Source organism: Minwuia thermotolerans, from assembly GCF_002924445.1.
Lineage (GTDB): Bacteria > Pseudomonadota > Alphaproteobacteria > Minwuiales > Minwuiaceae > Minwuia > Minwuia thermotolerans.
Genome location: NZ_PIGG01000045.1, coordinates 40,583 through 62,146, shown reverse-complemented (window position 1 = coordinate 62,146; position 21,564 = coordinate 40,583). Strand labels below are relative to the sequence as shown.

At 67.3% G+C, this 21,564-nt stretch carries 18 protein-coding genes; 7 read left to right on the top strand and 11 right to left on the bottom strand.

Annotation, left to right across the window (positions count from 1 at the left end):
• Positions 1–8: 8 nt before the first annotated feature.
• Entirely contained in the window at positions 9–1,607 is a 1,599-nt protein-coding gene (locus CWC60_RS14525) for a stimulus-sensing domain-containing protein (RefSeq protein ID WP_109794663.1), read from the top strand.
• 3 nt (positions 1,608–1,610) lie between these two features.
• Here the strand turns inward: CWC60_RS14525 and CWC60_RS14520 are convergent, their stop codons facing one another.
• The 6 genes from CWC60_RS14520 to CWC60_RS14495 form a co-directional block, all read right to left on the bottom strand.
• Positions 1,611–2,492: a sterol desaturase family protein gene (locus CWC60_RS14520; protein WP_109794662.1), complete on the bottom strand. Its 882-nt coding sequence runs from the start codon at positions 2,490–2,492 to the stop codon at positions 1,611–1,613.
• Complete coding sequence (locus tag CWC60_RS14515) at positions 2,489–2,917, bottom strand: hypothetical protein (protein ID WP_109794661.1); 429 nt, start codon at positions 2,915–2,917, stop codon at positions 2,489–2,491. The genes CWC60_RS14520 and CWC60_RS14515 overlap by 4 nt, the downstream gene beginning before the upstream one ends.
• A gap of 12 nt (positions 2,918–2,929) precedes the next feature.
• Positions 2,930–3,334: a GFA family protein gene (locus tag CWC60_RS14510; protein WP_109794660.1), complete on the bottom strand. Its 405-nt coding sequence runs from the start codon at positions 3,332–3,334 to the stop codon at positions 2,930–2,932.
• Positions 3,331–4,110: an exodeoxyribonuclease III gene (locus tag CWC60_RS14505; RefSeq protein WP_109794659.1), complete on the bottom strand. Its 780-nt coding sequence runs from the start codon at positions 4,108–4,110 to the stop codon at positions 3,331–3,333. The genes CWC60_RS14510 and CWC60_RS14505 overlap by 4 nt, the downstream gene beginning before the upstream one ends.
• Before the next feature lie 81 nt (positions 4,111–4,191).
• A complete protein-coding gene (locus tag CWC60_RS14500) occupies positions 4,192–4,470 on the bottom strand; it encodes an RNA-binding S4 domain-containing protein (RefSeq protein WP_109794658.1) in 279 nt (92 codons plus the stop codon).
• A complete protein-coding gene (locus CWC60_RS14495; protein ID WP_206419945.1) occupies positions 4,467–7,028 on the bottom strand; it encodes a helicase-related protein in 2,562 nt (853 codons plus the stop codon). Before CWC60_RS14495 ends, CWC60_RS14500 begins: the two co-directional genes overlap by 4 nt.
• 176 nt (positions 7,029–7,204) lie before the next feature.
• Here CWC60_RS14495 and CWC60_RS14490 point away from each other — a divergent pair, with 176 nt between their 5' ends.
• Positions 7,205–8,341, top strand: coding sequence for an ATP phosphoribosyltransferase regulatory subunit (locus CWC60_RS14490; protein WP_109794657.1), 1,137 nt, complete (start codon positions 7,205–7,207; stop codon positions 8,339–8,341).
• A gap of 24 nt (positions 8,342–8,365) precedes the next feature.
• Positions 8,366–9,658, top strand: coding sequence for an adenylosuccinate synthase (locus CWC60_RS14485; RefSeq protein WP_109794656.1), 1,293 nt, complete (start codon positions 8,366–8,368; stop codon positions 9,656–9,658).
• A 32-nt stretch (positions 9,659–9,690) separates the two neighbouring features.
• On the opposite strand, the gene CWC60_RS14480 is transcribed toward CWC60_RS14485, so the two are convergent.
• From CWC60_RS14480 to CWC60_RS14470, 3 genes are read right to left on the bottom strand one after another with little or no spacing between them, the layout of a single operon-like run.
• Positions 9,691–12,879, bottom strand: a complete 3,189-nt coding sequence (locus tag CWC60_RS14480; protein WP_277422333.1) for an efflux RND transporter permease subunit — start codon at positions 12,877–12,879, stop codon at positions 9,691–9,693.
• Positions 12,876–14,045 (bottom strand): efflux RND transporter periplasmic adaptor subunit, encoded by a 1,170-nt coding sequence (locus tag CWC60_RS14475; protein ID WP_109794655.1) that lies wholly within the window; start codon positions 14,043–14,045, stop codon positions 12,876–12,878. The genes CWC60_RS14480 and CWC60_RS14475 overlap by 4 nt, the downstream gene beginning before the upstream one ends.
• A 32-nt stretch (positions 14,046–14,077) precedes the next feature.
• The gene (locus CWC60_RS14470) at positions 14,078–14,614 is read right to left on the bottom strand and encodes a PadR family transcriptional regulator (RefSeq protein ID WP_109794654.1); all 537 of its coding nucleotides are present in this window, start codon (positions 14,612–14,614) and stop codon (positions 14,078–14,080) included.
• A gap of 169 nt (positions 14,615–14,783) precedes the next feature.
• Between CWC60_RS14470 and CWC60_RS14465 the strand changes: the two genes are divergently transcribed.
• Complete coding sequence (locus tag CWC60_RS14465) at positions 14,784–15,248, top strand: PAS domain-containing protein (protein ID WP_109794653.1); 465 nt, start codon at positions 14,784–14,786, stop codon at positions 15,246–15,248.
• A gap of 4 nt (positions 15,249–15,252) precedes the next feature.
• Here the strand turns inward: CWC60_RS14465 and CWC60_RS14460 are convergent, their stop codons facing one another.
• Positions 15,253–16,452 carry a mandelate racemase/muconate lactonizing enzyme family protein gene (locus CWC60_RS14460; RefSeq protein WP_109794652.1) on the bottom strand — a complete coding sequence of 400 codons (1,200 nt, stop codon included), beginning with the start codon at positions 16,450–16,452 and terminating at the stop codon, positions 15,253–15,255.
• Positions 16,453–16,499: 47 nt separating this feature from the next.
• A complete protein-coding gene (gene fumC / locus CWC60_RS14455; protein ID WP_109794651.1) occupies positions 16,500–17,903 on the bottom strand; it encodes a class II fumarate hydratase in 1,404 nt (467 codons plus the stop codon).
• Between the two features lie 192 nt (positions 17,904–18,095).
• On the opposite strand from fumC, the gene CWC60_RS14450 reads away from it, so the two are divergent.
• From CWC60_RS14450 to CWC60_RS14440, 3 genes are all read left to right on the top strand, one after another.
• On the top strand, positions 18,096–20,576 hold the full coding sequence (locus CWC60_RS14450) for a vitamin K epoxide reductase family protein (RefSeq protein ID WP_109794650.1): 2,481 nt from the start codon (positions 18,096–18,098) through the stop codon (positions 20,574–20,576).
• 174 nt (positions 20,577–20,750) lie between these two features.
• Complete coding sequence (locus CWC60_RS14445) at positions 20,751–20,990, top strand: YjiS-like domain-containing protein (protein ID WP_109794649.1); 240 nt, start codon at positions 20,751–20,753, stop codon at positions 20,988–20,990.
• Positions 20,991–21,188: 198 nt separating this feature from the next.
• Positions 21,189–21,551, top strand: a complete 363-nt coding sequence (locus CWC60_RS14440) for a globin domain-containing protein (protein ID WP_164516556.1) — start codon at positions 21,189–21,191, stop codon at positions 21,549–21,551.
• Positions 21,552–21,564 lie beyond the last annotated feature (13 nt).

Here is a 21,564-nt window from a genome sequence, read left to right as displayed (position 1 = left end):
GGGCGTCGATGTCGCCCCTTGCACGCCGTATCCTGACCATCAACCTGCCGGCCTTTCTGGTGCTGGTCGGCGCCTGGTTCTACCTGGACCAGTACCGCGCCGGCCTGCTTGAGGCGCGCCAGCAGGCGCTGGAGAAGGAAGCCCACCTGATCGCGGGCGCACTGGGCGAAGCGGCGCTGGCCGGGCCGATCGAGGATCTGCGCATCGACGCGACGCTCGCGCCCTATATTCTCCGCCGCGCCGTGGTCACGACCAACGCCCGCGCGCGGCTGTTCGATTCGAACGGCCGGCTGATGGTCGACAGCCGCCGCCTGCCGGCCAGCGACAGGGACGTCGAGGCCCGCCGCCTGTTCGATCCGGACCGGTCGATCTGGCCGCTGTCGCTGGCGCGCGACCTCTGGGACCGGGCGATGAACTGGCTGCCCCGGCGGGGCGAGTACCCGGCCTATGACGAAGTGAGCCTGTCGTCGGACTGGACCTGGCCGGGCATTGCCACGGCCCTGCAGGGCGGCGACGCGCGCCAGGTATGGACGCTGCCGGACGGCCGGCTGCTCATCGGGACGGCGGTGCCGGTCCAGGCGCTGAAGCGCGTGCTGGGCGCGGTGGTTCTGACTGTCGACAGCGCCGAAATCGACGCCGCCGTGCGCCGCGAACAGGTCGGCACGCTGGCTGTCTTCGCCGTGGCCGCGCTGATCACGTTCCTGCTGTCGGTCTTCCTCTCGCGCTCCATCATCCGCCCCGTCCAGCGTCTCTCACAGGCCGCCGACAAGGTCCGCAACCAGGGCGGTCAGTCCGCCGATATTCCCGATCTCAGGAATCGCCACGACGAGATCGGCGATCTCTCGGTCTCGTTGCGGGAGATGACCTCGGCGCTGAACGCCCGCGTCGGCGCCATCGAGACCTTCGCGGCCGATGTGGCTCACGAACTGAAGAATCCGCTGACCAGCCTGCGCAGCGCCGTCGAAACTCTCGAGCGTGCGGAGAAGCCCGAGCACCGCGAGCAGCTCAGCCGGATCATCCTGCAGGATCTGGCGCGGATGAACCGGCTGATCAGCGAAATCTCCGACGCCAGCCGCATCGACGCGGAGATGGGACGCATCGAACGCGAACCCGTCGATATCGGGCGCATGGTCGTCGACCTGCAGGAGGTGCTGCAGTCGCCCCGGCCCGACATCCGCATCGACATCGAGGTCGAACGGGACCGCAGCCTGATGGTGCTGGGCGCCGAACACCGGCTGGGCCAGGTGCTGCGCAACCTCGTCGACAATGCGGTTTCGTTCAGTCCGGCGGGCGGTCGCGTTCTGGTGACGGTGCGGCGGGACCGGGCGGACGTGGTCATGTCCGTCGAGGATCAGGGCCCCGGCGTGCCGGAGGAAGCGCGCGCCAAGATCTTCGAACGCTTCTACTCCGAACGGCCCAGCGGCGAGGATTTCGGCAGCCATTCGGGTCTGGGGCTGAACATCTGCCGCCAGATCATCGAGGCGCACGGCGGCACCATCGAGGTGGAGAACATCCGCGAGGTGGGCAAGCACGGCCTGCTGGTCGGTATCCGCGGCGCCCGCTTCACGATCCGCATACCCGCTCTCGCCCGGGGCGGAGAAGGTTAGGGCCTACGCCTTCGCGGCGCCGGCGCGGATCTGGGCGGAGGTGCGGCGGCTGCCGTCGGGAGACCAGCCGGGCGGGCCGAACAGGTAGCCCGCCGCTTCCCGCAGGTTCCTGGCCCGGCGCAGGTCGCCGATCATGTCGGCCCATTCGTGGAAGGCGATGCGCAGGGGGTTGAAGGTGCCGAGTTGCTTCACGATGCCGTAGCGGCAGGGCTCGGCGTCGTCCTCCGGCACGAACGTGCCGAACAGGCGATCCCAGATGATCAGGATGCCGGCATAGTTGCGGTCCAGATAGCGCGGATTGACGGCGTGATGGACCCGGTGATGGGAGGGCGTGTTGAAGATCCACTCGATGGGGCGGGGCAGGCGGCCCACGCTCTCGGTATGGATCCAGAACTGGTAGACGAGGCTGACGCCCTTCTGGAAGACGATCAGCGCCGGCGGAAAACCGATCAGCGCCAGCGGCAGCCAGAGCACGAAGGTGCCGGCAGCGTTTCCGGTCCACGTCTGGCGCAGCGCCGTCGACAGGTTGTAGTGGCGGCTGGAATGATGGTTCACGTGGGCCGCCCACCAGAAGCGGTGTTCGTGGCTGAGCCTGTGGAACCAGTAGTAGACGAAATCCTCGGCGAACAGGATCAGCGCGAAGGCCCACCACTGGAAACCGATGTCGAACAGCGCGAACCGGTGCGCCCAGACGGTCAGGCCGTAGATCAGGATCGCGAAGGGGATGCCGAGCGCCAGATTGCCGAGTCCCATCACCAGGCTGGCCGTGGTGTCGCGCAGCTCGTAGCGGCCGCGCGCCAGCCCGAGACGGCCGATCGCGAGTTCCAGCACGATCAGTACGATGAAGGCCGGAATGGCGATGGCGACTGGATCCGGTAGCGTCATGAGACAGACTTTTCCCCGAGATCGCCATAGAGCGCAAGGACCGGACGCCAGCGGTCGAGCTCGGCGTCGCCGGCGAAGCGCATCGCCAGCCGCGACTGCCCCAGCGTGCGGAAATGAACCGTCAGGAGGGGCGGGGCGCCACGGATGGTGAGCCGGCTGACATCGTCCGGGGCAAGCACGCTGACGCCGACGTCATCGCCCATCGAGCGGATGACGGCGAGACGGTCCTCGCCGGCGAGCCAGGCGAGCCCGCTCTTGCGGTCGGCGGAAATCGCCGTGCGGACGGCGGAGAGTCCCTCGTCCGCCAGCGCGCGGCTCACATTGCCCTCGTCCAGGTCGACCGATCGCCCCCCGCGCAACAGCCAGACGAGCACGACGATCAGCGCAATGCCGGCCAGCGGCAGAATGAAGGCGGTGGGGTCCATGGCCGCGCCTGCTCAGCCCGATCCGTCGCGTTCGCGCGCGTGGCGCGGCAGGCCGTCTTCGATCACGGGCCAGGCGCGGGCGCTTTCGGTCCAGAGGTGTTCGCGCGGCGGGAAGGCGTCGGGCTCGTCCAGCGTCGCCAGCGCGATGTCGAATTCGTCCTTCAGGTCATCGCCCTGCCAGTAGAGCGGCGTTCCGCAGGCGCCGCAATGGGCGCGGACCGCGATGTCGGATGACCGCCATACCGCCGGCTCGCCGGCCCACTGCACCGCATCGGCGGCTAGGGTCAGGAAGGCGAGAAACGGCCCGCCGGCGTGCTTCTGGCACATGCGGCAATGGCAGTAGAAGACAGCGCTGGGCGCGGCGAACAGGCGGTAGCGCACCGCGCCGCAAAGACATCCGCCCTCCAGAACCTTCATGCGTCCGGTTCCGAGAGTTCGATCCACGCCGGCGTGTGGTCGGAGGCCTTTGGCTCCCCGCGCGGAGCCTTGTCGACGCCGCTGGCCACCAGCCGGTCCGTCGCCTGTGGCGAGAGCAGCAGGTGATCGATGCGCAGCCCGTGATCCTTCTGCCAGGCGCCGCGCTGATAGTCCCAGTAGGTGTAGAAATGCGGCTGCGGATTGAACACGTGCACGCCATCCGTCAGACCGAGATTCAGGAGCTGGCGGAACCGGTTGCGGCTTTCCGGCTGGCAGAGCGCGTCGTCGGCGAAACCGGCGGGATCGAAGACGTCGTCGTCGGTTGGACAGACATTGTAGTCGCCGGCCATGATGAAGGTCTCCTCGAGCGACAGCAGTTCCTGCGCGCGCCCGATCAGCCGGTCCATCCATCCCAGCTTGTAGTCGAACTTCGGCCCCGGTACGGGATTGCCGTTGGGCAGGTAGAGCCCGCAGATGCGGACGCCGTCCACGGTGGCTTCGATGTAGCGCGCCTGTTCGTCGCCGTCATCGCCGGGCAGGCCGGTCTGTACGTCCTCGATCGGCCGTTTCGACAGGATGGCGACGCCGTTGTAGGACTTCTGCCCGTGGATCGCGATGTTGTAGCCGAGATCCTCGATTTCCATCGCCGGGAAGTTCTGGTCCTCGCACTTGGTCTCCTGCAGGCAGACCACGTCCGGCGCCGCGGCGCCCAGCCATTCCACCACGCGGGGCAGGCGGGCCTTGATGGAGTTCACGTTCCAGGTGGCGATGCGCATGACGTCCCCTCGATTCTCGCTCGGGCAGGGGAATTTCTCGGCTCTCGGGGGCCGGATTGCAAGTCGCGAAGAAAGCTTCCGCTATCCCGCGTCGTGCGCCGCCAGGTCGCGGTAGAGGCCGCGGGCTTCCGAAGTGGGACCGCGCCGTGCGCCGATCTGCACGACCTCGATGACGCAGACGTCGTCGCCTCTCGGGAAGGTCAGGACATCGCCGGGCCGGATTGTCTGGCTTGGTTTGGTCACCACCCGCTTGTTGATCCTGAACCGGGTTCCCTTGACGGCCTTCGCCGCGAGCGAGCGGCTTTTGAAGAGGCGGGCGTACCAGAGCCAGAGATCGATGCGGATGGCGCTTTCTGTCATGTCTTCCTCAACTCCAACAGGGCTGCGAAAGGTGAATCGGGGTCCGGCGGGACCGGCTTGCGGCCACGGCGGCCGGCGTTTGCGCTCTTGCGTCCGGACGGCTTCTCGCCGCGCTTGCGCGGCCTGTAGAGCAGCGGGCCGTCTTCCTGCGGCCTCTGGGTCATGTAGCCGAGGCCGGCGAGAACGGGCTGCAGGCGTTCAGCCCCGCCGCCCAGCATCGACATCAGTGCGTGATCGGCTTCCGCCTCCCCTTCACGCGTGGCCCTGTGCGCATGGCTGGCGATACGCTCCACCATGTCGACGCGCACGGCGATGCGGCCGAAGCGCTCGTAGCCGGCCAGCAGCAGGGCGTCGCGCTGCATGCCGCCGGGCGCCTCGAAGGAGACGCGGCCCTGGTCTTCGGCGGGATCGAAGGTCCGTTCGCCCAGGTTGTGCAGGATGGTGCGCCAGCGCGTCGCCTCCGGCTTCAGCAGCGCGGGACAGAAGATGGCGAAGCGGCCGAGCTGCACCCCGCGATACTTGAACCGGCCGTAGTCCTTGGGCTCGAGCTGCCGGAGCTGCGGCTCCACGGCGGCCCGGGGCAAGACGCCGAGCCGTTCGACGAGCTGGAAGGCGACGCCGCGGGCGGCGGGAGAGAACTCGGCTTCCTCCAGTCCCATGATTGGCCGCATCAGCTGCGCCACGCGGCCGGCGATCCACTGCTGCAGGCGGCCGATCAGGGCCTCGGTTCGCTGCGGGGCAAGCTGGTTGCCGGCAATCAGGCGAACCTCGGGCTTCAGCACGTGCCCGCCGCGATGCAGCCGCGCGATGCGCTCCGAGCGCCAGGCCAGCACGCCGTCGTCCAGCAGTTCCAGATCCTCGTCGGGGCAATCGGCGATGCGCCGTGCGCGGGCGTTTAGCGCGCCGGCCAGGACGTGGTTCACCGCGGCCTTCATGGCCTTGTTGTCCATCGCGGACCGGTCGGCGACGAACAGGAGTCCGTCCAGATGGCCGACATACTGGCCTTCGACAGAAACACCGCCTTCGTTGTCGACCGCGGCCTCCACGTTCTCGGCGTCCCGGAGGCGCTTGACCAGCGTGCCGGTGCGGCGGTCGACGAAACGCTGGGTCAGCTTGTCGTGCAGTGCGTCCGACAGACGATCCTCGATGGCCCGCGCCCGGGCCTGCCATTCGACCGGGTCGTCCAGCCAGACGCCGCGGTGGGAGATGTAGGTCCAGGTACGGACATGGGCGAGGCGGGACTGCAGCGTGTCGATATCGCCCTCGACCCGGTTCAGATGGTCGAGCTGGCGCGCCATCCAGTCCCGGTGGATGGCGCCCGCCGAGGTGACCTGGGTGTAGATCTGGCCGATCAGCCGGACATGGCTGTCGTGCATGGTCTTCCGGAAATCCGGAATCTGGCAGATGTCCCAGAGCGTGATCAGGTTCTCGCGCGTGGCTTCGGCGCGCTGGCGGATCGTCTCGTCCTTGAGCAGCGCCTTCAGGCTGCGCAGGTCGTCCGGCTGCCGGGGCGGGACCAGCCAGGGATAGGGCGGCGGCGCCTCCAGCGCCCGCAGCAACGCCTTCGGGCTGTCGTAGTCCAGCCGCGCCGAACGCCAGCGGAACTGATTCTGCGGCTCGAAATGGTGGTTCTCGATCGCCGCGACCAGCTCCTCGTCCAGTTCGTCCACATCGGCGGTGACGCCGAAGGTGCCGTCGCGCATGAAGCGGCCGGCGCGGCCGGCGATCTGGCCGTACTCGGCCGGGCCGAGCACGCGGCGGCGATGGCCGTCGAACTTGTGTGTGCCGGCGAAGGCGACATGGTCGATGTCCATGTTCAGGCCCATGCCGATGGCGTCGGTCGCGACCAGGAAATCGACCTCGCCGGCCTGGTACATCGCCACCTGCGCGTTGCGGGTGCGCGGGCTGAGCGCGCCGAGCACCACGGCCGCGCCGCCGCGCTGACGGCGCATCAGCTCCGCGATGGCATAGACGTCGTTGGCGGAGAAGGCGACGACGGCGCTGCGCCGGGGCAGGCGGGACAGCTTGGTGCGGCCGTCATAGCGCAGCGTCGAAAGCCTCGGCCTGGACGTCATCATCGCGTCGGGCAGCATGCGCGCAATCAGCGGCCTTGCGGTCTCCGATCCCAGGAACATCGTGGTCTCGATGCCCCGGGCGTGGATCAGCCGGTCGGTGAAGACGTGGCCGCGTTCCGGGTCGGCGGCAAGCTGGATCTCGTCCACCGCCACGAAGTCGAAGCTGCGCCCGAGGGGCATTGCCTCCACCGTGCAGAGGAAGTAGTGCGGGTTGGGCGGGACGATCTTCTCCTCGCCCGTCACCAGGGCGACATTGGAGCGGCCGACCCGCTCCACGACCCGGTCGTAGACCTCCCGCGCGAGCAGGCGGAGCGGAAAGCCGATGATGCCGCTGGCGTGGCAGAGCATGGTTTCCACCGCAAGATGAGTCTTGCCGGTGTTCGTCGGGCCAAGCAGGGCGACCGTGCGTCCCTTGACCGATGCGGAACCCATGAAGGTCATGTCGTGACTCTCGGAGCAGCCGGGCGGCGTGGCAAGGGGCATGTGGCAAAACTCAACAATTCCAACAGGTTTGCGCCGACATAGTGTGTCATTTGCATGACGGAACGGTCAAATCCGGCGAATCGCCATGCGCCTGGCCCGTGGCTGGCGGGCCTGCGGCGACGCGTTCCCCGATTGTCGTTGCATGGGCGGGGGGACTTGGATACCAGAAGCGCGCCATGAAGAAAGCGATGCACACGGCGCTGCTGCCGGCCGGACTGCGCGACGCCCTCCCCGAGGAAGCGGAGATGGAGGCGGCGGCGGTCCATTGCCTTATGACGGCCTTCGGGCGTCAGGGCTACCGGCGCGTGAAGCCGCCGCTGCTCGAATTCGAGAGCAGCCTGCTTACCGGTCCCGGCCAGCAGCTGTCGGCGCAGGTCTTCCGGCTGATGGACCCGATCTCGCAGAAGATGATGGGCCTGCGCGCCGACATGACGCCGCAGATCGCGCGCCTGGCGACGACCCGTCTCGCCTCCGCGCCGCGGCCGCTCAGGCTCTGCTATTCAGGTCAGGTGCTGCGTGTGCGCGGCGACCAGCTGCGGCCTGAGCGGCAGTTCACCCAGGCGGGCATCGAGATCTTCGGGACCGACGCCGTCGCCGCGGAGGCGGAGATCGTGTTGCTGGTGGTGGAGGCGCTCAGAGCCGCGGGGGTGCGGGGGATCACGGTCGATCTCACCTTGCCGGCGCTGGCGCCGATGGTGCTGAAGGGCAGGGGGCTCGACGATGCCGCCGTCGCCGCGGCGCGCCGCGCGCTGGACGCCAAGGATGCAGGCGAACTCCGTGCGCTGGTGAACGGTGACGAGACGGTTTTCGGTCTTCTGGAGGCCGTGGGCGAGGCCCGCGAAGCGATCGCACGGCTGAAGCGCCTCGCCATCGACGGCGAGGCGGGGATGCTGGTGGACCGGCTTTCGGCGCTTGTCGGCGAAGTTACGGCCGCCGATCCGGAACTCGCGGTCACGATCGACCCCGGCGAGTATCGCGGCTTCGAGTATCAGAGCGGCATCGCCTTCGCCGTCTTCGCCCGCGGGGTCCGGGGCGAGATCGCCCGTGGCGGACGTTATCGCGGCGAGGCGGGCGAAACGGCGGTCGGCGCCACGGTCTATCTCGATTCCGTGCTGCGCGCGCTTCCCAGGCGCCAGCCGCCGCGGCGGCTCTACCTGCCGGCCGGCACGCCGCGCGGCGCGGCGCGGGACCTGAAGGCGGAGGGCTGGACGGTGCTGCACGGCCTGGACGCCGCTGACGATACCGAGGCCGAGGCGCGTCGCCTCGGCTGCAGCCATGTGCTCGGGGACGGCGGACCCGTCTCCCTGGACTGACCGGACAACAAGCGGGGAAAATCCATGACCAACGTGGTCGTCGTGGGCGCCCAGTGGGGCGACGAGGGCAAGGGCAAGATCGTGGACTGGCTGTCCGAGAAGGCGGACGTCGTCGTGCGCTATCAGGGCGGCCACAACGCGGGCCATACGCTGGTCATCGATGGCGTCACCTACAAGCTGGCGCTGCTGCCCTCGGGCATCGTGCGGCCCGGCAAGCTCTCCATCATCGGCAATGGCGTCGTGCTCGATCCCAAGGCGTTTCTGGAGGAGGTCGCCCGCCTCAACGCCCAGGGCGTTTCGGTCACGCCGCAGAACCTCAGGATCGCCGCCAATGTCTGCCTGATCCTCGGCCTGCACCGGGACCTCGACGCGCTCCGCGAGGAGGCCGCGGGCCGGGGACAGATCGGCACCACCCGGCGCGGCATCGGCCCGGCCTACGAGGACAAGGTGGCCCGACGCGCCATCCGGCTGGCCGACCTGAACGACCGCGACACGCTGGAAGAAAAGATCGAGCGGCTGCTGGTGCACCACAATGCGCTCCGGCGCGGACTGAAGCAGCCCGAGATCGATCCGGCCGATGTCCTGGCCGAACTGGATGCGGTCTCGGAGGAGATATTCCCCTACGCGGACCATGTCTGGCGGACACTCGACCAGACGCGCCGTCAGGGCCGGCGCATCCTGTTCGAAGGCGCCCAGGGCGCGATGCTGGACATCGACCACGGCACCTATCCCTTCGTCACCTCGTCCAACACCGTGGCCGGGCAGGCCGCGACCGGATCGGGCACCGGACCGCGCACCATCGATTACGTGCTGGGCATCACCAAGGCCTACACCACCCGCGTCGGCGCGGGGCCGTTCCCGACCGAGCAGGACAACGAGGTCGGCCGCCGCATGGGCGAGCGCGGCCACGAGTTCGGCACCAACACCGGCCGCGCCCGGCGCTGCGGCTGGTTCGATGCGGTCATGGTGCGCCAGGCGATCCTGACCGGCGGCATCGACGGCGTCGCGCTGACCAAGCTGGACGTGCTCGACGGCTTCGAGGAGTTGAAGGTCTGCGTCGCCTACGAGATCGACGGCCAGCGGATCGACTATTTTCCCGCCAACAAGTCCGAGCAGATGCGGGTTCAGCCGGTTTACGAGACCTTCGAGGGCTGGTCGGCCTCGTCCTACGGCGCGCGTTCCTGGAGCCAGCTTCCGGCGGCGGCGGTCAAGTATGTCCGCGCCATTGAGGAACTGACCGGCGCGCCGGTCTCGCTGCTCTCCACCAGCCCCGAACGTGACGACACCATCGTGGTCCGCCACCCCTTCGAGGTGTAGGGGCTACTCGAATCCCGGGGCGCCGGTCTGTCCTACTCCGCCGGCGCCAGGTCCAGTTCGGGCGTGTGGTCGCCACGGCCGGAGCCGTCGCCCTTCCGGCGGCCGTGCACCGCCTGGCCGACGCGGACGCCGAGCGCCAGCAGGCAGGGCGTCACCACCAGCGTGAGAATGGTCGCGAAGCCGAGACCGAAGGCGACGGCGCTGGCGAGCTGCACCCACCACTGGGTCGACGGCGCGCCGATCGCGATGGTGCGGGTGAAGAAATCGATATTGGCCTGGAAGACCATCGGCATCAGGCCGCAGATCGTCGTGATGGTGGTCAGCAGCACCGGTCGGAGACGCTGGGCGCCGGTGCGCACGATCGCCTCGTAGCGGTCCATGCCCTGCTTCTCCAGATGGGCATAGGTATCGATCAGGACGATGTTGTTGTTGACGACGATGCCCGCCAGCGAGATCACGCCGACGCCCGTCATGACGATGCCGAAGGGCTGATCCATCACCAGAAGCCCGATCATCACGCCGATGGTGGACATGATCACCGCGGTCAGGATCAGGAAGGCGCGGTAGAAGCTGTTGAACTGCGTGACCAGGATGATCGCCATGATGAACAGGGCGATGACGAAGGCCTGCATCAGGAACTGCATCGACCTGGCCTGTTCCTCGTCGGCGCCGCGGAAGGTGATCTCCACGCTTTCCGGGATATCCTGGGTGTCCAGCCAGGCCTTGATCTCCTGCACCTTGTCGTCGACCAGCACGCCCTCGGCGACGTTCGCCTTCACCATCAGCCGGAACTTGCCGTCGATGCGCTCGATCTTGCCGACCTTCGGTCGGGCCTCGCGCTTGACGAAGTTCGACAGCGGCACCGAACCTTGGGGCGTGTTGATGTTGAGATTGTCCAGCATGTCGAGATTGCGGTACTCGACGGGGAAGCGGATGCGGATGTCGACATCTTCCTCGGCGTCGTCGGGCAGGTAGTCGTCCGCGAGCACGCCGTTGGTGACGAACTGGACATAGGCGCCGATGGTGGCGACGTCGACGCCGAAGCGGCCGGCCATGGCGCGGTCGACCTCCAGTTCCCACTGAATGCCGGGGAGGGGGCGCGAGTCCTCGATGTCCTGCAGGTCGGCGACCTCGTTCTCCAGATAGTTGCGGATCCGCGCGGCCACCGGGTCCAGGCTCTCACGGTAGATGGAGGTGATCTGGACCTGGACGTCCTTGCCGGTGGGCGGACCGGCCTCGGGCTCGCGCGGCTCGACCACGATGCCGGCGATGTCGGATGTCAGGCGGCGGATATGCGGGAAGATCTCGTCGACGGAGCGGCGGTCTTCCCAGTCCTTGAGTTCCAGGTTGATGATGCCGATGACGTCCTCGGATATGTCGGAGCCGTCCTCGTTGCGCTTGCCGGCGCGCGTGTAGACCGACGAGAAGTCGTCCAGCGTCAGGATCCGGTCCTCCACCTGGCGCACCAGCGCATCCTGCTCGCGGACCGACAGATTGCCCCTGGCATGAACGTAGACCAGCGCCTGTTCAGGCTCGACGTCGGGGAAGAACTCGACCCCCTTGCCGAAGGTCCCGTAGGCCACGTTGACGCCGATCAGTGTCGCCACGGCCAGCGCGACGATGACCGAGGGCCAGAGCGCCGGTCGCTTCATCACGCCTGAGAGGAACCTGGCGTACATGCCTGTAAAACCGGGAATTTCCCGGATCGATCCGGATTCCGCCATGGCGACCGCGCTGTTCTCGCCGGTCGGGCTCTTGCCGAAGATCGAACCCAGCGTCGGCACGAAGATCAGCGCCATGAGCAGCGAACCCGAGAGCGTGGTGATGAGCGTCAACGGCAGGAACTGCATGAACTCGCCGACCACGCCGGGCCAGAACAGCAGCGGCATGAAGGCGGCCAGCGTGGTCGCCGTGGAGGCGATGATCGGCCAGGCCATGCGCTTCGCCGCCAGGGCGTAGGCGGTCCGGCGGTGCTCGCCCTCGGCCATCTTCCGGTCAGCGAATTCGGTGACCACGATGGCGCCGTCGACCAGCATGCCGACGGCCAGGATCAGCGAGAACAGCACCACGATGTTGATGGTGAAGCCGAACAGGAACAGGTAGAGGATGCCGATCAGGAACGAGCCCGGGATGGCGACGCCGACCAGCAGGGCGGAGCGCAGGCCCAGCGCGGCGACGACCACGATCATCACCAGCAGGATGGCGCTGATGACGTTGTTCTGCAGGTCCGTCAGCATGGTGCGGATCTGCTGGGAGCGGTCCTGGCTGAAGGAGACCTCGACGCCTGCCGGCCATTGCGTGGCGGTCGCGCCGACCATGGCCTTCACCTGGTCGATGGTGTCGATGATGTTGGCGCCGAGGCGCTTCTTGACCTCCAGCGCCACTGCCGGCTTGCCGTCCAGGCGGGCGAAGTTCTCCACGTCCTTGAAGGTGCGGCGAATGGTGGTGACGTCCGCCAGCGTGACCACGGCGTCGCCATCGGTCTTGATCGGCAGCGTCAGCACGTCCTTCGCGGTCTTGAACAGCGCCGGCACCTTAATCGCGAAACGGCCATTGCCGGTGTCCAGCGCGCCGGCGGCCACCAGACGGTTGTTCAGGTTCATGGTCTGGACGAGCTGCTGCTGGTCGATCTGGTAGCTTTCCAGCCTGGCCGGATCGATGATCACTTCGAGCAGCTCTTCCCGGTCGCCGGCCATGTCGACGCCGAGGACGTTGGGCAGGCCCTCGATACGGTCCTGCAGGTCGCGCGCGACCTTGAACAGCGCGCGCTCGGGGATGTCGCCGGACAGCGTGACCACGATGACCGGGAACAGGCTGAAATTGACCTCGTGGACCTGTGGTTCGTCGGTGTCGTCGGGCAGTTCGCTCTTGGCCAGGTCGACTTTCTCGCGGACGTCGTCCATCGCCTGGTCGGCGTTGAAACCGGCATCGAACTCCAGCACCACCGAACCGAAGCCGTCGGCGGCGATGGAGCGCATCTCCTTCAGCCCCTCGATACCCTGAAGTTCCTGCTCCATCGGACGCACCAGCAGACGCGACGCGTCCTCGGGGCTGATGCCCTCATGGGTCATGGAGACGTAGAGGATGGGGATGTTGATGTCGGGATCGGACTCCTTGGGAATCGCGATGTAGGCGGCGGCGCCGGCCGTCAGGATCAGCAGCAGGGTGGCGATGACGGTCCGCGCGCGGCTGATGGCCGCGTCGATCAGGGTGCTCATCATGGGCGCTGGTCCTGGCTGCCCGCCGCCCGGGCCACTTCCACGGTCTGGCCCTCGCGCACGTATTCCTGCCCAACGGTGATGATTTCGGCCGTCTGCGGCAGGCCGGCGACCCAGACTCCATCGGCGTCGTCAGCGATGATCTCAACCGGCCGGAAGCGCACCCGGCGCTCCCGGTCCACCGTCCGCACGCCGACATCGCCCTGGTCGTTGAGCGTCAGGATCGCGGGCGTCAGGCGGTGCGCCGGCGCCTCGCCGGCGGCGAGCTGTATCTCGGCGGTGACCCCGTCGCGGATGCGTCGCTCTGCATTGTCGGCCTCGACCTCGATGCGGAAGGTCCGCGTGCTGGCGTCCGCGGTCGGCGAGATGAAGCGGACCGTGCCCTGGACCGTGGCGCCGTCGACCAGCCGCGCCGTGGCGGGCGCGCCAACTTCGACCAGGCCGACCTCGCGCTCGGAGATGTTGCCGACGATCAGAATCGGATCGCGGTCGACGATGGTGGCCACCGGATCGCCTATCCGCAGGAAGGCGCCGAGCTGAATCGGCCGGACGGCGATAACGCCGTCGAATGGCGCGCGGATCGTGAGTTGCTCGATCTCGACGGCGACGCGCTTCTGTGCCGCGCGGGCCGCATCCAGCAGCGCCCTGGCCGTGGCGACCGAGGTCTCGGACTTGTAGCCCTTGGCGGCCAGCTTCACGGCGGCGTTGTACTCGATTTCACGCTGTTCGATCAGGGCCAGCGCTTCGAGGCGGCGGGCCTCGCGGTCCTCGGTGCTGAGGCGGGCGATGGGGTCGCCGGCCTTCACGGTCTCGCCCTTGGCCTTGTAGAGCTTGACCACCTTGCCCTCGGCCTCTGCACGGAGGTCGACGGTGCGGACCGACTCCGTGCGGCCGCGCACGCCGATCTCCATGGCGTGGGGACGGGCCTCGAAGACTTCGGTCTGCACGCGCATGATCTCGCGGTCTTCCGCAGGGGCAGTCAGTGCCGCGGTGGCGCGTTCGGCCCGGTCGTCGCCGGCATCGCCCTCACCGGCAGCCTGCGCTTCCGCGGCGCCGTCGCCTGATGGCTGCTCGATGGCCTGGGCGATCTCGTCCCGGAATACGCCGGTGGCGAGCCACCCGACCGCCAGCACTGCGATCACGATGGCGATGATGAAGGAGCGGTTCAAATCGGTTACTCCCCTGGCAGGGTGTCACGCCTTCAGTCGCCCGCGGAGCGGGCGAGCAGCGCTTCGGCTTCGAGCAGGTGGCGGTTGTCGTTCAGATAGTCGCGTTCCGCCCGGTAGATGGCGGCGCCGAAGCCCCGCATGAACTTGTCGACGTTCGACGTTGCGTTGCCGTGACATTCGGCGAGACCGTCGATCTTCGACTGCAGTTCGCCCAGCCGGTCGTCGATCAGCCGGGAGACCCGGGCGGTCGACATCAGGTCGGAGAACATCAGCATCGCCAGGAACTCGGAGCGGATCCGATCCTTGCGCGGCGGTTCGGAAAGCGCGTCCAGGAAGACCATGCGGCCGGCGGACGTGATGGTGTAGATCTTCTTGTCGGGGCGGCCGTCCTGCGCCTGTTCGGTGCAGGTCACCAGACCTTCCTCGGTCATCCTGGTCAGGGCCGGATAGATCGAGCCGAAACTGGCCTCGTAGAAGTGGCTCAGATCATCCTCGAAGGTCTTCTTGATTTCATAGCCGGTGGCGTCCCCGAATGTGAGGATGCCGAGGCAAAGGGTGCGGATATCCATGTACGCTCAACGCCTGATGGTAATTTAATTCAGACCGATATATATAGGATCGATATAAAATTGCAATCACGACCCTGTGCGATTCCCCTGTTCTCTGCCGGAAGGTTAGGATTGTTTCAACGTCTGGCGTGTATCGTGCGCCGGTTCCACAACGCCTGCGGACAGGTTGATGAGCCTCGAGGTCTACCGCGATCCCAGTGACCGGGATCTGAAGGATCCGCGCCTGCTGCGGCTGCGGCGGTACTGGCACGGCCTGCGGCAGGACGGGCGTCTGCCGTCCCGCGATCAGGTCGATCCGGCCGATCTCGTACCGGTGTTGCCCGTGATGTTCCTGATCGACGTGCTGGCGCCGGGCGGCTACCGCTATCGTCTGGTAGGCACCGACGTCGTGGCGGGCATGGGCTATGACATGACCGGGCAGCTTGTCTCCCGCGCCTATGCCGGACCCGACTGGAACGAGGTGCGCAAGGACTACGAGTTCGTGATTCAGGATCGCCGACCCTGCCTGACCGTCAACGATGTGGTCCTCAAGCCCGCGCGTCTGCGCAAGGTCTACCGCCGCCTGCTGCTGCCGCTGGCCAGCGACGGCGAGAATGTGGACGTGCTGATGGGGGCTGTGGTCTTCGTGCTCTGAGGCTTCAGGCGGTGCTGCTGACCGTCTCGGCGTCCGCCCGGTCGAACACGCCGGTTTTCAGCCGCGTGCCGAAGCCCGGTCCGGCGGGGGCCGTGACGCGTCCGTCCGCCACCTCTGGCAGGTTTTCGGCGATCTCGTTGTACCAGCCGAAATAGAAAGCGCGGACGAACTCCTGGATCAGCGCGTTCGGCATCGCCAGCACGAAATGGACCGAGGCGGCGAACTGCAGCGGCCCCGTGCAGTCGTGCGGCGCGACAGGCAGGCCGCGGGCCTCGGCCACGGCGGCGATCTTGCGCGCCTCGCTGAGGCCGCCGCACCAGCCCAGGTCGGGCATGACGACATCGACGAAGCCGGAGTTGATCAGCCGCGTCCAGTCGCGCAGGCCGCCGACGGTCTCGGAAGCGGTGATCTGGGCATTGGTCGCTTGCCTGAGGCGCTGGAAACCTTCCCAGTTGTCAGGCCGGATTGCGTCCTCGATCCAGAAGGGGCGGGCGTCCGTCAGCGCCTCGGCGATGCGCGCAGCCGCCGGCGGCGACCAGTGGCCATGAAGCTCGGCCATGATATCCATTCGATGGCCGACTGCCCGGCGGATCTTGCGGAACGGCTCCAGCGCTGTCTCCAGCTCCGCCGGGGAGATGTCGAAGCCGCGGCTGCGTTCCGCGGCGAAGTCGAAGGGCCAGATCTTCATCCCCGTGACGCCCATTTCCAGCAGGCTCTCGGCCAGGTCGCCGGCCTCGTTGAGAAATGCGTCGAGATCCTCGTAGGGCCCTTCGGCGCCGGCGCCGAGGCCCCAGTTGGCCGTCACCTGGCGCGGCGCCTCGCGGACATAGCGATAGCCGGCGCAGGTGTTGTAGACGCGGATCGAGGGGCGCGCGAGGCCGCCCAGCAGATCATGGACCGGCAGTCCCGTCGCCCGGCCGATGAGGTCGTGCAGCGCCATGTCGATGGCGGAGCGCCCGCGCATTTCTGCCCCCGAGCCGGAATAGCCGACATAGGGCGTGAGATCTCGGTTCAGCGCGTTGATCTGCCGGGGATCCCGCCCGATCAGAATGTCCGCGGCGGACTCGTGGATGTAGGCGACGGCGGCGCGCGAGCCGAAGAAGGCCTCGCCCACGCCCTCCGTTCCGTCATCGGCCGTCAGCCGGACCCAGAACAGATTTGGGAATTCACCCAGCCGGAGCGTGTCGACCTTGGCAATGCGCATGGGAAGACGCTAAGCCGCACCTGACGCTGCGGCAAGCGTCGTTCGTCTCAATCCCCCGGATCGGGTTCCGTCATCGCCTTCGGATCGATCCAGCGGTCGTAATCCTCGGCGCTGACCGCGCCGCTCTCCAGCGCCGCCTCCCGCAGGGTGACGCCCTTGTCGTGTGCCGACTTGGCGATCTTCGCGGCCGCGTCGTAGCCGATATGCGGGGCGAGCGCCGTCACCAGCATCAGCGAACGCTCCATCAGCTCGGCGATGCGCTCCCGGTCGGGCTCGATGCCGGCGATGCAGTTGTCCGTGAAGCTCTGCGCCGCGTCCGCCAGAAGGCGGATGGAGTGCAGCACGTTGTGGGCGATCACCGGCTTGAAGACGTTGAGTTCGAAATTGCCCTGGCTGCCGGCCACGGTGACTGCGGTGTGGTTGCCCATGATCTGGACGCAGACCATGGTCAGCGCCTCCGCCTGGGTCGGGTTCACCTTGCCGGGCATGATCGAGGAACCGGGCTCGTTCTGCGGCAGCTTCAGTTCGCCCAGACCGGATCGCGGGCCGGAGCCCAGGAAGCGGATGTCCTGGGCGATCTTGAACAGGCTGGCGGCGATGGTGTTGAGCACGCCGGAGATCTCCACCATGGCGTCATGCGCCGCCAGCGCCTCGAACTTGTTGGTGGCCGATTCGAAGGGCAGGTGGGTGATTTCCGCGATCCGCTCCACGAACGTCTCCGAGAACCCTGCGGGGCTGTTCAGGCCGGTACCGACGGCGGTGCCGCCCTGGGCCAGCGGGTGGAGACGGGGCATGGCGGCGCGGATGCGGTCCATCCCCAGTTCCACCTGCCGGGCATAGCCGGAGAATTCCTGGCCGAGGGTGAGCGGCGTCGCATCCTGCAGATGGGTGCGGCCGATCTTGACGATGTCCTCGAAGCTCTCGGCCTTCGCCGAGAGCGCTTCCTGCAGGTGCCGCAGCGACGGAACGAGGGCATTGCGAAGCTGTTCCACCACGGCGACGTGCATTGCCGTCGGGAAGGTGTCGTTGGAGGACTGGGAGCGGTTGACGTGATCGTTGGGGTGGACGGGATCCTTGGCGCCCATCTTGCCGCCCAGGATTTCGATCGCGCGGTTGGCGATCACTTCGTTGGCGTTCATGTTCGTCTGGGTGCCCGAACCGGTCTGCCAGACGACCAGCGGAAAGTGATCGTCCAGCCGGTTCTCGGCGACCTCTTTCGCTGCAGATACAATGGCTTCGCCGATCTTCCTGTCGAGAAGATTGAAATCCATGTTGGCCATGGCGGCGGCCCATTTCACCAGGCCCAGGGCGCGGATGAACGAGGGCGGAAAGCGGTCGGCGCCGATGCGGAAATTACCCAGACTGCGCTGCGTCTGCGCGCCCCAGTAGCGCTCGGAGGGCACTTCGATGATGCCGAAGGAGTCGGATTCCTGACGCGTGCCGCTGGACATTGCTGGTTCCCCCGCCTGTAGACGTTCCTTCAATGAAATCGGGACTCGGCCGATCATGCGCAAGATACCGCCATTCACCGGGCCGCGCCGGCGGCTGCGTCGGTTCCGCGCATCCAGATCGGCGGGGACGACCGCATCTAGGGAGGACGTGTCTCCAGCCGCCCGGGCAGCAGGGGAAACAAGAAAGAGCCTATGGCCAGGAACAACAAGAAGAACGACGGCAGGCCCATCGTCCTCATCACCGGCGCTGCGGGCGGTATCGGAACGGCGCTCGCCGAAGCGTTGTCCGACCGTTTCCACATCGTCGGCATGGACATGCCGGGGCTCGAAGCCGACTGCGAGCTGATCGAGTTCGACCTGACCGATGACGCCTCGGTCGCGGAGGCATTCGAGAAGTTTCGCGCCCGCCATGGCGGGCGCATCGCTTCCGTCGTTCATCTGGCGGCCTATTTCGACTTCACCGGCGAGGATCATCCGCTCTACGACGCGGTCAATGTCGAGGGTACGCGCCGGGTGCTGCGGCGGCTGCAGGACTTCGAGGTCGAGCAGTTCGTCTATTCCAGCACCATGCTGGTGCACGAGCCCTGCGAGCTGGGGGCCATGATCGACGAGGACTCGCCGATCGGGCCGAAATGGGCCTATCCGAAATCCAAGGCCGAGTCCGAGAGGGTGATTGCCGAAGAACACGGCGACATACCCGTCGCAATGCTGCGTCTGGCCGGGATGTACGACGGCGAAAGCGCCATCCCGACATTGTCGCAGCAGATTGCGCGCATCTACGAGCGCGACCCGAAGAGCCATCTCTACGCCGGCGATCAGCGCGCGGGGCAGGCGGTAATCCATCAGGATGATGTCGTCGAACTGTTCCGCCGAACCGTGGAACGCCGCAAGGATCTGCCCGAATGGTGTCCGATCCTCGCCGGCGAAGAGGCGGTGATGAGCTATGCCGAGTTGCAGGACGAGATCGGCCGCCTGATCCATGGAGAGGGTGACTGGACGACAGTGACCGTACCCGCACCGGTGGCGAAGGCCGGCGCCTGGGCCGAGGTCAAGGGCGAGCCGGTCATTCCCGACGACTTCGACCATGGCGAACCGCCTTTCATCCGGCCCTTCATGGTCGACATGGCCAGCGACCATTTCATGCTCAACACGCGCAAGGCCCGGGATCTGCTGGGCTGGGAGCCCCGCCGGCGTCTGCGCGAGGAACTGCCCGGGCTGGTCGATAGCCTGAAGACCGACCCGGCCGCATGGTACGACCGCAACGGCATCGTCCAGCCGTACTGGATGCAGGCTGCCGAGCAGAAGGTCGACAACGCCGAGGACGTCCGCGCCCGCCACGAGGCGCAGTTCCGCCGCGAGCACCGCAACAATCTCTGGGGCCACTGGACGAACATGGGGCTGGCCTTCTGGCTCATGACGTCGCCGCCGCTGCTGGATTACCAGGACCCGTGGATGGTATGGAGCGATGTCGCCTCGGGTGTCGCCCTTCTGGTCTTCGCATTCATTTCGCTGTCCTGGCGCCACGCCTGGGCGCGCTGGGTCACGGCCGCCGTCGGTATCTGGGTGATGGCCGCGCCACTGGTCTTCTGGGCGCCCTCCGGCGTGGCCTATCTGAACGGCACCCTGGTCGGCATGCTGGTGATCTGCTTCGCGGTCGCCGTGCGCCCGCCGCCCGGCGTCACCGCCGTCGCTTCGCAGACCGGACCGACCATTCCGAAGGGCTGGCCGTTCTCCCCGTCGAGCTGGTACCAGCGCGTGCCGATCATCGTGCTGGCCGTGGTCGGACTGCTGATCTCCCGCTATCTTGCGGCCTACCAGCTCGAGGCCATTCCGGGCGTCTGGGAGCCGTTCTTTCCGGGCAACGAGGCGGGGAAGAACGGGACCGAGGAGATCATCACGTCAAGCGTCTCCGAAGCCTGGCCCGTGCCGGACGCCGGCCTGGGCGCGCTCACCTATGCGCTGGAAATCATCGTCGGGCTGATCGGTTCGGCCCGGCGCTGGCGGACCATGCCGTGGCTGGTGACCATCTTCGGCATCATGATCGTGCCGCTGGGCGCGATCTCGATCTTCTTCATCGTGATCCAGCCGATCATGATCGGCACCTACTGCACGCTCTGCCTGATCGCGGCCGCCGCCATGCTGATCCAGATCCCCTATTCGGTGGACGAACTGGTCGCAACCGGGCAGTTCCTGGCACGGCGTCACCGGGCGGGGCGGCCCGTGCTGCGCATCTTCTTCACCGGCGACACTGATGAGGGCGCGTGGGAGGAGGTCACCGACGACTTCGAGCGGAGCCCGTGGGGCATCGTCCGCGAGATGGTGATCGGCGGCGTTTCGCTGCCGTGGAATCTGGCGCTCTGCCTGCTGGCCGGCGTCTGGCTGATGTTCACGCCGCTGGTGCTGGGATTCGAGGGAACCATGGCCAATGTCAGTCACCTGGTCGGCTCCGTCGCCATCACAGTGACCGTCACTGCGCTGGCCGCGCCGCTGCGCGCGGTGCGGTTCCTCAACCTGGTCCTGGCGGCCTGCCTGCTGGCGACGCCGTTCATGATCGGCGCTGGCATGGCCGGCTGGGCGTCATGCATCGGCAGTGCGCTCGCGCTCACGGCATTCAGCATTCGCCGCGGCCATATCCGCGACAGCTTCGGGTCCTGGGATCGCTGGATCTTCTAACTGCGGCGCGGCACTGTGGCGGCGGTCACGCTTCCCACGCCGGAAGCCGCGCTTTTCCACGTGTTTCGCGGCGGTTTCCATGAACGTCAACACGCGCTTAACCATGTAGCGAAGTCATCTTCCGCTCCGTCCAGCGGGCCGATCGAGGCCGCCGGCGGGAGAAAGGAGCTGAAGATGACTTACGAACTGATGACCGAACGGCTGGGCGCGAGCGCCCGCGGCGCCTTCCTGCTGTCCGAAATCGCCGGTGCGGCCTGCAGCGCCCTCGAGCGGTTGCGCGAGCGCCTGAAACGGGCCGCTGCCCGGCGCAGCGAGCGCCATGAACTGCTGTCGCTGCCGGCCCACCAGCTGCGGGATCTGGGGCTGGACCGGATGCATCTGGACGCGGGCCTGGTCTTCCGGCGGGACTGGTAGGCGCCGCGCCCCGGCCGGAGGCGGACGATCCGGCACGCGCGTGAGGGATGCAGGTCGGGCGGAGAGCGGCTGTTCACCGCTCCCGTCCGGCCGCGCCGTTTCCACGGTGCTTCACACGATGTTCCCCACCGGCGTCCGGTAGAGCGTCCTCCGAGAGGGCAAGTCACTGAAAGGAAAGATCAGTATCGAATGCCAAGCATGTACAAGCGCGTCGGCGGCGCTGCGACCGTCAAACGCATCGTCGCCGAGTATCACGAGGGACTAAGTGGGGTTCCGTATTTCAGCTCACGCTTCGAGAACACCGACATGGAGGAACTGGCGGATCGTCACCGGCGCTTCCTCACCTGGGTTCTCGATGGCCCCGCGGCGTTTGACAGTGCCGAGGACCGCCGCCGGGTCGCCGAACGCCGGCTGCCGCCGGAGGCGTTCGATGGTGCCATGAGCGTGCTGCGCAGCGTTCTCGACCGCCATCTCGGCGGCTCCGCCGACATCGAGCATGTGATGCGGGCGGTCCAACGCCGAGAGCCGCTGATCGTGAATCCCGACGATGAAGACGGCTAGCATTCAAGTGGCC